1 protein-coding gene is annotated in these 1,227 nt (G+C 51.1%); it reads left to right on the top strand.

Annotated features, from left to right (window positions below; all coding sequences use genetic code 11):
* Window positions 1-62: 62 nt before the first annotated feature.
* Window positions 63-1,210, top strand: a protein-coding gene (locus PAG01S_RS21400; RefSeq protein WP_088234235.1) for an IS3 family transposase whose coding sequence is annotated in 2 segments (ribosomal slippage) — window positions 63-300 and window positions 300-1,210 — 1,149 coding nt in all. Because the reading frame shifts where the segments join, the coding sequence is not laid out codon by codon here.
* Window positions 1,211-1,227: the final 17 nt, after the last annotated feature.

The following is a 1,227-nucleotide window of genomic DNA, read 5'->3' on the forward strand; positions in this document are numbered from 1 at the left end:
GAATCGCCACGGGTTTAACAGACACCTCAGAGTCATTTAAGATGGCTTAAAGAGAGGTGTCCATGAGCGGTAAGCGTTATCCCGAAGAGTTTAAAATTGAAGCAGTCAAACAGGTTGTTGATCGCGGTTATTCTGTTGCCAGCGTTGCAACACGTCTCGATATCACCACCCACAGCCTTTACGCCTGGATAAAGAAGTACGGTCCAGATTCTTCCACTAATAAAGAAGAGTCAGATGCTCAGGCCGAGATCCGCCGTCTCCAGAAAGAGCTGAAGCGGGTTACCGACGAACGGGACATATTAAAAAAAGCCGCGGCGTACTTCGCAAAGCTGTCCGACTGAGGTACGCCTTTATCCGTGACAACATCTGTTGCTGGCCTGTTCGCCTGCTCTGTCGGGTGCTGGATGTTCATCCCAGTGGTTTTTACGCCTGGCTTCAGCAGCCGCATTCACAACGCCATCAGGCAGACCTAAGACTGACAGGACAGATTAAACAGTTCTGGCTGGAATCGGGATGCGTCTATGGTTATCGCAAAATCCATTTGGATCTGCGGGACAGCGGGCAACAGTGCGGAGTGAACAGAGTCTGGCGACTGATGAAACGTGTCGGGATAAAGGCTCAGGTCGGATACCGGAGCCCGCGGGCACGTAAAGGCGAGGCCAGTATCGTGTCGCCCAACAGGCTCCAGCGACAGTTCAATCCGGATGCTCCGGATGAGCGTTGGGTAACGGACATAACCTACATCAGGACCCACGAAGGCTGGCTGTATCTTGCCGTGGTTGTTGATCTGTTCTCACGCAAAATTATCGGCTGGTCCATGCAATCCCGGATGACAAAGGACATTGTCCTGAACGCACTGCTGATGGCTGTATGGCGGCGTAATCCCCAAAAACAGGTGTTGGTTCATTCGGATCAGGGCAGTCAGTACACAAGCCATGAGTGGCAGTCGTTCCTGAAATCACACGGCCTGGAGGGCAGCATGAGCCGTCGCGGTAACTGCCATGATAATGCGGTTGCAGAAAGCTTTTTCCAGTTGTTGAAACGCGAACGGATAAAGAAAAAGATCTACGGAACGCGGGAAGAAGCCCGCAGCGATATTTTTGATTACATCGAAATGTTTTATAACAGTAAGCGTCGGCATGGTTCTAGCGATCAGATGCCACCGACAGAATATGAAAACCAGTATTATCAACGGCTCGGAAGTGTCTAGATTATCCGTGGCGATTC

Origin of the sequence: Pantoea agglomerans NBRC 102470, from assembly GCF_001598475.1 — a bacterium.
Lineage (GTDB): Bacteria > Pseudomonadota > Gammaproteobacteria > Enterobacterales > Enterobacteriaceae > Pantoea > Pantoea agglomerans.